Source organism: Mitsuokella sp. AF21-1AC, assembly GCF_003458855.1.
In the GTDB taxonomy this organism is placed as follows: domain Bacteria; phylum Bacillota; class Negativicutes; order Selenomonadales; family Selenomonadaceae; genus Mitsuokella.
This window is the reverse complement of sequence record NZ_QRVW01000031.1, coordinates 19,285-27,210: the sequence shown is the minus strand read 5'-3', so window position 1 is coordinate 27,210 and position 7,926 is coordinate 19,285. Positions and strand designations below refer to the sequence as shown.

Below are 7,926 nucleotides of genomic sequence, written 5' to 3'. Positions count from 1 at the left end.
CTAGCCTTCACCCCTTCAGTCAGCTGCGCTGACAGCTTCCCTGACCTCATCCGTCACCTGCGGTGACACCTTCACCAGAGGGGAAGGCAGTGGGGACGCCATCTGCACGAGCCCCAGCCTTCCCCGCGCACGGGGAAGGGGGACCGCGTAAGCGGTGGAAGAGGTCCATGGACTGACGGGCAAGGACTATACTCGATTGGAAGTCCTCACAAGCGTTGTAGCCCCGCGTGCGGGGGCGCGAAGCGCGGGATGCCGGTTGCATCCCCGGGTGTGGCCCGCAGGGCCGAAAGGGGTCCATGGGCGAAGTTCCGCGCATATTTCGATTTACATCGAAATGAAAAGTTGCTGCGAGACTTCACCCCTTCAGTCAGCTGAGCTGACAGCTTCCCCAACCTCATCCGTCAGCCTTCGGCTGCCACCTTCCCCAGAGGGGAAGGCTTTGGGGACGCCTTTACGAAAGCTGTCCCCTTTGGGGAAAGTGGCCCAAAGGGCCGATAGGGGAACTTGCTGGGACTTGCTTTGTTGCTCGATGTAAATCAACACCTGCTCCTTATTTGGGGCGTTGCACTTTATTGATATCCGTTTTCAATTTTTTTTTGGGGGTGCGCTGCAGGCGGTCCATGGCGGCCTTGTAGATCGTTTCGCTGGAGATGCCGGGCTCATCGCTTTGGACGATGGCGTACTGCATCGTGACCGTGACGGGATTGCCGTCGATCTCGTGGATATTCTCGAGCGCCTGCGCGAGCTCCTGTGCCTGCGTTTCCACATCGCGCTTATCCGTATAGCGGACGAGCGCGAACACGGCCTGCGTCACGCGGGCGAGCACGGCATCCTTGCCGGCCAGGCGGCAGAGCACATCGGCCTGCTTCTGTATGAGCTTCTGGAGCGTCTTTTCGCCATACGTATCGGCCAGGCGCTGGTACGAGCGGCCATCGAGCAGGATGAGGCTGTAGGGGCGATGGTGGAGCTGCCACTGCTCCTCGTAGCGCATGAGCGCGTCGAGCAGGCCCTGGCGGTTCATGAGGCCCGTCAGCATATCCTGATACGTGATCTTGGCATCCTCGAGATTCTTGCGCAGGATGTTGTCGACATCGAAGAACGTACCCATGAGTCCGATGATCTGCCCATCCTGATAAATCGGCCATTTGTAGCACGTGATGTGGTGGATGGTGCCGTGGATGATGCAGTGACCCGGCGCATTGTTGACGACATGCCCCTTTTCGAGCACGGCGAGCTCATCGTTGCGGTACGGCTCGTTATCGACATGCCAGCCCATCTCCTCATCGGTCTTGCCGAGGATCGCCTGCTCCGAAGCAAAACCGTGGTAGTCGAGGAACGCCCGGGATGCTCCGACGAAGCGGCGCTGGCGGTCTTTCCAGAAATAGCAGAGCTGGGAGGAATGCTGCAGGTTCTTCCAGAGCAGGGCAGCGAGCTCATCGGAAATCGGCAGGACCGACGGTTCTCCTGTCTCCTGCAGCAACGTCTCCAGCGTGTGCGGCCGCAGGTTGAGTTCCTGCACCGTCGTCAGGAATGCGTGCTTCCCGCTGTTCGGGAGCAGGGTGGCCGTGAATTCCTTCCAGCTGTAATTGCCATGCCGGTCCCGGACGCGGAAGCAGTCGAAGAGACGGCTGTGCGGCTGAGCCATCAGGCGCGCCAGCACGGTCTTGGGATCGCAATACGCCAGATAACGCGACCGGTCGTCGGGGTGGATGAGTTCCTGCGCGTAATGCACCAGCATCTTCGTGATCCCCTCGTTCTTCTGATGCTGCCGTTCCGCCTCGGAGGGCTCCTGGATGAAGAGCGGCTCCAGCCAGTCGTCATCGAGATGGACAAGCATGATGTTGTCAAAGAGCGTGTAGAGGAACCGGAGATTCTTGTCGAACCGGTTGTGCGTCAGGCGGTCGCGCTCCTGGGTGATGTTCTTGATTTCTGCAAAAATCAGCACACGGCCCGCGTATTCCAGCACGACCCGCAGCTCGACGCGGATGTAGCTGCCGGCCACCACATAGAAGCACGTTTCCCGCTGATGGCTTTGGCGCGCCAGCTGCACCGTATCGCGGAATATCGCGTACATGGTGGGATCGTGCGGATCGTTCACCGACGCTTCGACCTGCTCGAGGGTGTAATGAAGATTCCGCACCTCCTCGAGATAGGCTTCGTTCGTGTAGAGGTGATGCACCTTGCCGTCCGCGAACTCGAGCAGCGTCATGGCGTGCGGCGTCTGATAGATGGAGGCGCTGGCCACATCGTAGTAATGGTGCCATTTGCGCAGCTCCAGCCCGCGCCCCTGCGCCTCGTTGTGCGCAAAGGCGCCCACGAGCGGCTGCGGCTTGCCGAAATAATACCCCTGCAGGCGCCCGCAGCCAATCGAAGCGAGGAAATCGGCCTGCTCCTTTGTCTCGACGCCTTCCGTCAGCGTCTTGATGCCGAGCCGTTTGGCCATATCGATGGTCGACGCGATGATCTGACGCGATTTTTCCGTAAAGTTGCGCAGGAACCCCATGTCGAGCTTGATGAGATCGACGGTGCAGTCCTTGAGGATGTTGAGCGACGAATAGCCGCTGCCGAAATCATCGAGCCAGACTTCGTAGCCGGCCGCGCGCAGCCGGTCCATCGTCTGGCGGATGGGGCCGGGGTCCTTGGCCATGGCGCTTTCCGTGACTTCCACATGCAGGAGGTCGCGCGGTAAATCGTAGCGGGTCAGGGCTTCCTCGATGACGGCAAAGACATCGAGCAGTGAGAAATCGAGGCGGGACAGGTTGAAGGAAACGGGGAGGACGGGGAGATTTTCATCGAGCCGCCGGCGCAGCATCTGGCAGATTTCGTTGAGGACGAAGACATCGAGCCGGTGGATCTGATGCGTCTGCTCGAGTGCCGGGATGAAGGAAAACGGCGCGAGGAAGCCGACATGCGGATCAATCCAGCGCGCGAGCGCTTCAAAGCCGCAGAGATCTCCCGTGAGCGTACGGATGACCGGCTGATAATAAATGTGAATCCAATGCTTTTCAATCGCTTCATCGAGATGGTGAATGACGTAATCCCGCACATCCTTGTCGATGGCATGGCCGCCGCTGCGATGCTCCGTCTCGGTGATGAGGCAGCAGTAGACCTCGCCTTCGCGAGTGGTCTTGACGCAGCGCCCGGAAAGCTCGGCATAGCGGATGCGGCCCGTGCGCGTGAGGAGACGGATGGGGACGTGTGCAAAGCGGCCCTGCGCGGCCAGGCGCTGCTTCCGGATTTCCGCCAGCACGCGCTGCCGATCCTCGAATACCAGCATGTTCTCAGTATTGTTGTGGATGTAGCGGCGCCATTCTTCTATATCCTGGCATTCCAGGAAATCCAGCAGCTCCCGGTTGGCATAGAGCACCGCCCATGGCTCCTGCGCCCGGCACACGTAAAAACAGCCGGGGAAATGTTCCAGTATGTCCGCGGACTGATGCAATAGTTCTTCCATATCGATCCCCTCTATTCCGGCAGGTTCCATCACGTCCAGCAGGAAGGATGTCCTGCCGTCTGTCCTCGTTTCTTCTCGATACCCTTTCATTTATTTTATCGGTTTTATTCTATCATTTTTCCTGCCATTTTCCTATAGGCGTATCCCCGCTGCGGGCTAAAGATATCCGGGGCAGAGGAGCGAGTCGCAGCCCTGCCGTCTTTTTGCAAATGCCGGTTGACAAACGCGCGTCTCCGGTGTATCATGATAACATGTTTTTAAAACATATCTGATTTATATGAGATAACATCCATAGGTCATTCGAAAAACGGAAGCCTGTGGGGCTGGTCTTCTTATTTTGCGTGCCTGCCGTATGCGCGGGCGGACAGAGAGACGAGCTCCGCAGGCTTTTTTTCTGGGATGTGCAGCTTGGGAGGCATGCGGTATGACAGTGACAGTAAACGGCGAACCTTTAACAATCGAGAAATCCATCAACCTGACGGAATTCCTGCAGGTGGCGAAGGCGGAGCAGCCCGAGTACGTGACGGTGGAGCTCAACGGCGAATTCGTCGATCATTCGGGCTTTGACAAGACGTTTGTCAAGGACGGCGACACGGTGGAGTTCCTGTATTTCATGGGAGGCGGTGCGAGATGAGCCTGACGAACGAACAGCTTGAGCGCTATTCGCGCCACATCATCCTGCAGCAGGTCGGCGGCAAGGGCCAGGAGAAGATCCTCTCGGGAAAGGTGCTCGTCATCGGCACGGGCGGTCTCGGTTCGCCGGCGGCACTGTATCTAGCGGCGGCGGGCGTCGGTACGATCGGCCTCGTGGATTTTGATGTGGTCGATCTTTCGAATCTGCAGCGCCAGATCATTCATCAGACGTCGGATGTCGGCCGGCCGAAGGTCCAGTCGGGCAAGGAGACGATCAATGCGATGAATCCCGACGTCACGGTGCGCACGTACAACGAGATGGTGACGGCCGCGAATATCCGCGACATCATCCGCGACGAGGATTACGACTTCATCATCGATGCGACGGATAATTTCCCCGCGAAGTTCCTCATCAACGACGCGTGCGTCTTTGATAAAAAAGCGTTCTCGCATGCGGGCATCATCCGTTTCCAGGGGCAGCTCATGACGTATGTGCCGGGCAGGGGGCCGTGCTATCGCTGCGTGTTCCCGACGCTGCCGCCGAAGGACGCGGTGCCGACGTGCCGGCAGGCCGGGATTCTCGGTGTGATGGGCGGCGTCATCGGCACGCTGCAGGCGACCGAAGCCCTCAAGTACATCCTCGGCATCGGCGACCTTCTGACGGGATACCTCCTGACGTACGACGCGCTGACGATGAATTTCCGCAAGGTGAAGATCCCGCGCAATCCGCGCTGCGCCGTCTGCGGCGAGCATCCGACGATTACGGAGCTTGTCGATTACGAGCAACCGGCGTGCGATCTGCGCGCGGCGAGAAAGGGCTGAGCATATGGCAATCGAGGAAAACGAGAACCAAAACGGAAAGCAGGACGAGCGCCAGGCTGCGCCAGCGAAAGGCGAGGGCGGGGCAGAGCCCGCCGGAGCAAATGAGAACCAACGCGGGAAGCAGGACGATGGCCAGGCCGCGCCGGCGACAAATGAGGGCAGGGCAGAGCCAGCCAGGGCGAATATCGTCTGGCTGAAGCTTCCCGACTACCTCGCAATGGTGCGCCACGCGCGGGAGCTCGCGCCCATCGAGGATTGCGGGCTCCTGGCCGGCACGGAGGAGGGCGGCGTCCGCACAGTCGAGAAGGTTTTCTACCTCACGAACGTCGACCACAGCGCGGAGCATTTCGCACTCGACCCCGCCGAGCAGTTTGCGGCCGTCAAAGAGATGCGCGCGGCCGGCTGGAAGCTCCTCGGCAACTGGCACAGCCACCCCGCGAGCCCGTCGCGGCCGAGTGAGGAGGACAAGCGTCTCGCCTTTGACAGCAAGGCAAGCTACTTCATCCTGTCGCTGAACGGCGGTGAGCCTGTACTGAACAGCTTCCACATCGAGAAGCAGACCCGCGTGAGCAAAGAGGACCTGCGCATCCGCTGAGCGGCGAACGCGCAGAAAAGCGGCGGCCCTTCACCAAGGACCTCATCCACCGCTGACGCGGTCCCCCTTCCCCAACGGGGATACCATGCAAGGCAATGGCTGCGTTTTGGTGGTTTTGGTGCATACGTCTCCATGGACCTCTTCCACCGCTTCGCGGTCCCCTTCTCCTGCGGGAGACGGCTTGGGGCTCGTGCCCTTCGGCAGAACATACGAGCGAGGCAAGACGCGCAGCCTTCTCCGCGCACGGAGAAGGTGCCCCGAAGGGGCGGAAGAGGTCCATGGTCGGGCGAGACAACAGCTGTACTCGACTCCAAGCCCCAGCATGCGACGTAGCCCCTCTGGGGAAGGTGGCAGCCGCAGGCTGACGGATGAGGTCGGGGAAGCTGTCGGCACAGCCGACTGAAGGGGTAACCGAAGGCCATAACGTAGAGGTTCGATGTAAATGTGTGTGAAAGATGCAATCATGTGTATATTTTGGGAGGAACCATCATGGCAGTAGACTACAAGGAACTCAAAAAAGGCGGCTTTATGCGCCAGAAGCAGAAGGACTGCTTCTCGATGCGCCTCAAGTCCGTCGGCGGCCACTTCACGGCCGCGCAGCTCGCAACCGTACAGAAAGTCGCCGAGAAATACGGCAAGAGCTACGTGCACCTGACGAGCCGCCAGGGCATCGAGATCCCGTACATCCGCCTCGCGGACATCGACGCGGTCAAGAAGGTGCTGCACGAGGGCGGCGTCGAGGTCGGCGTCTGCGGCCCGCGCGTGCGCACAATCACGGCCTGCCAGGGCGCGGCGACGTGTCCGTCTGGTCTCATCGACACCGTGAAGCTCGCCAACGAATTTGACAAGCGTTACGGCGGCAAAGAACTGCCGCATAAATTCAAATTTGGCTTCACGGGCTGCCACAACAACTGCCTCAAGGCCGAAGAAAACGATTTTGGCGTCAAGGGCGGCGTGCTGCCAAGATGGGAGGCCGCGAGCTGCATTTACTGCGGCGTCTGCGAGGCCGTCTGCCCGGAGAAGATCATCAGGGTCGACAAGGCGGCGCAGCAGGTGACGTCTGAGCGCGAGAAATGCGTCTACTGCGGCAAATGCATCAAGAGCTGCCCGACGGACGCCTGGCAGGGCGATCGCGGCTTCGTCATCTCGTTCGGCGGACTCTACGGCAACCGCATCACCGTCGGCCGCCATTTCCTGCCAATTGTCTTCGACGAGGCGAAGCTCTATGAGATCGTCGATGTGACGCTGAAATTCTTCGAGGAGAACGCAAAACCGAGCGAGCGTTTTGCGAACTGCCTCGATCGTGTGGGCTGGGACAAATTCCAGCAGAACGTGGAGGCCGTATTATGAGCAACATTGCAACCGACGCCAGCATCGACATCACCGATGTCGTCTGCCCGATCACCTTCGTCAAGGTCAAGGTAGCCCTCGAGGACCTCGAGGACGGCCAGAAACTTGCCGTGCACCTCAACGAGGGCGAGCCCATCGAGAACGTGCCGCGCAGCCTCAAGGACGAGGGCCACAAGGTCCTCTCCGTCAGCCGCAATGACGACGGCACCTACGACCTCATCGTCGAAAAAGCCGGCCTCTCAGCATAAACCGCACGCCTGGCAAATGAGGTGAGGCGCTGCGGAATGTATTCCGGCTTCAGCACGCGGCTAAATGTGGAAGGCGGGGACGAGGGCGCAACGCTGCGCGAAGTCGGTCGGCGTCCCCTTGGGGGAAGCTGTCGGCGCAGCCGACTGAAGGGGTGACTGCAGGCCGTGACGCGCAGGCTCGATGTAAACAGACGCAGAAAGGCGCTGCAGGATGTATCCCGGCTTCAGCACGCGGCTAAATGTGGAAGGCGGGGACGAGGGCGCAACGCTGCACGAAGTCGGCTGGCGTCCCCTTGGGGGAAGCTGTCGGCGAAGCCGACTGAAGGGGTGACTGCAGGCCGTGACGCAGCAGCTCGATGTAAACAGGCGTAAAAAGGCGCTGCGGGATGTATTCCGGCTTCAGCACGCGGCTAAATGTGGCCCAACATGCTGCGAGCAGCAAAGAGGCTTCGCCGCCTGCCGCGGCGTTCCGACATCCGGTGCAAAGTCCTTTCGTATTGGGCCCCAGCCCTGCGGGCAGTCGCCACGCGCCTCCAGGCGGAATACATCCCTCCGCTCAGGCTCATACCCCTCGTAGGACACGAGCGCAGCAAGTCGCGCAGCCTTCCCCGCGCACGGGGAAGGTGCCGAGCTTGCGAGGCGGAAGAGGTCCATGAGCTGACGGGCAAGAACAAAACTCAACTGCAAGTCCTCACAAGCGTCGTAGCCCGCGCACGGAGAAGGTGCCCCGGAGGGGCGGAAGAGGTCCTTGAGCTGACGGGCAAGAACAAAACTCAACTGCAAGTCTTTACAAGCGTCGTAGCCCGCGCATGGGCGCGAAGCGC

At 60.3% G+C, this 7,926-nt stretch carries 7 protein-coding genes; 5 read left to right on the top strand and 2 right to left on the bottom strand.

What is annotated here, in order from left to right; genetic code table 11:
- Positions 1–550 precede the first annotated feature (550 nt).
- Positions 551–3,454 carry an EAL domain-containing protein gene (locus DWX75_RS10330; RefSeq protein ID WP_158558794.1) on the bottom strand — a complete coding sequence of 968 codons (2,904 nt, stop codon included), beginning with the start codon at positions 3,452–3,454 and terminating at the stop codon, positions 551–553.
- A gap of 424 nt (positions 3,455–3,878) precedes the next feature.
- Here DWX75_RS10330 and thiS point away from each other — a divergent pair, with 424 nt between their 5' ends.
- The 5 genes from thiS (at position 3,879) to DWX75_RS10305 (ending at position 7,102) form a co-directional block, all read left to right on the top strand.
- Positions 3,879–4,088 carry a sulfur carrier protein ThiS gene (thiS, locus tag DWX75_RS10325; protein WP_118016234.1) on the top strand — a complete coding sequence of 70 codons (210 nt, stop codon included), beginning with the start codon at positions 3,879–3,881 and terminating at the stop codon, positions 4,086–4,088.
- A complete protein-coding gene (locus DWX75_RS10320) occupies positions 4,085–4,909 on the top strand; it encodes a molybdopterin-synthase adenylyltransferase MoeB (protein WP_118016233.1) in 825 nt (274 codons plus the stop codon). The genes thiS and DWX75_RS10320 overlap by 4 nt, the downstream gene beginning before the upstream one ends.
- Positions 4,910–4,913: 4 nt before the next feature.
- Positions 4,914–5,504: a M67 family metallopeptidase gene (locus DWX75_RS12230; protein ID WP_233519569.1), complete on the top strand. Its 591-nt coding sequence runs from the start codon at positions 4,914–4,916 to the stop codon at positions 5,502–5,504.
- A gap of 489 nt (positions 5,505–5,993) precedes the next feature.
- Complete coding sequence (locus DWX75_RS10310; protein WP_199497595.1) at positions 5,994–6,854, top strand: 4Fe-4S binding protein; 861 nt, start codon at positions 5,994–5,996, stop codon at positions 6,852–6,854.
- Positions 6,851–7,102 carry a sulfurtransferase TusA family protein gene (locus DWX75_RS10305; protein WP_118016232.1) on the top strand — a complete coding sequence of 84 codons (252 nt, stop codon included), beginning with the start codon at positions 6,851–6,853 and terminating at the stop codon, positions 7,100–7,102. The genes DWX75_RS10310 and DWX75_RS10305 overlap by 4 nt, the downstream gene beginning before the upstream one ends.
- A gap of 399 nt (positions 7,103–7,501) precedes the next feature.
- Here DWX75_RS10305 and DWX75_RS12010 read toward each other — a convergent pair whose 3' ends face one another.
- A complete protein-coding gene (locus DWX75_RS12010) occupies positions 7,502–7,879 on the bottom strand; it encodes a hypothetical protein (protein ID WP_147671588.1) in 378 nt (125 codons plus the stop codon).
- Positions 7,880–7,926 lie beyond the last annotated feature (47 nt).

Bases quoted from the DNA above. Each gene is read 5' to 3' on its own strand.
- thiS (WP_118016234.1), top strand. From the start codon at position 3,879: ATGACAGTGACAGTAAACGGCGAACCTTTAACAATCGAGAAATCCATC.
- DWX75_RS10330 (WP_158558794.1), bottom strand. From the start codon at position 3,454: ATGGAAGAACTATTGCATCAGTCCGCGGACATACTGGAACATTTCCCC.
- DWX75_RS10310 (WP_199497595.1), top strand. From the start codon at position 5,994: ATGGCAGTAGACTACAAGGAACTCAAAAAAGGCGGCTTTATGCGCCAG.
- DWX75_RS10320 (WP_118016233.1), top strand. From the start codon at position 4,085: ATGAGCCTGACGAACGAACAGCTTGAGCGCTATTCGCGCCACATCATC.
- DWX75_RS12230 (WP_233519569.1), top strand. From the start codon at position 4,914: ATGGCAATCGAGGAAAACGAGAACCAAAACGGAAAGCAGGACGAGCGC.
- DWX75_RS10305 (WP_118016232.1), top strand. From the start codon at position 6,851: ATGAGCAACATTGCAACCGACGCCAGCATCGACATCACCGATGTCGTC.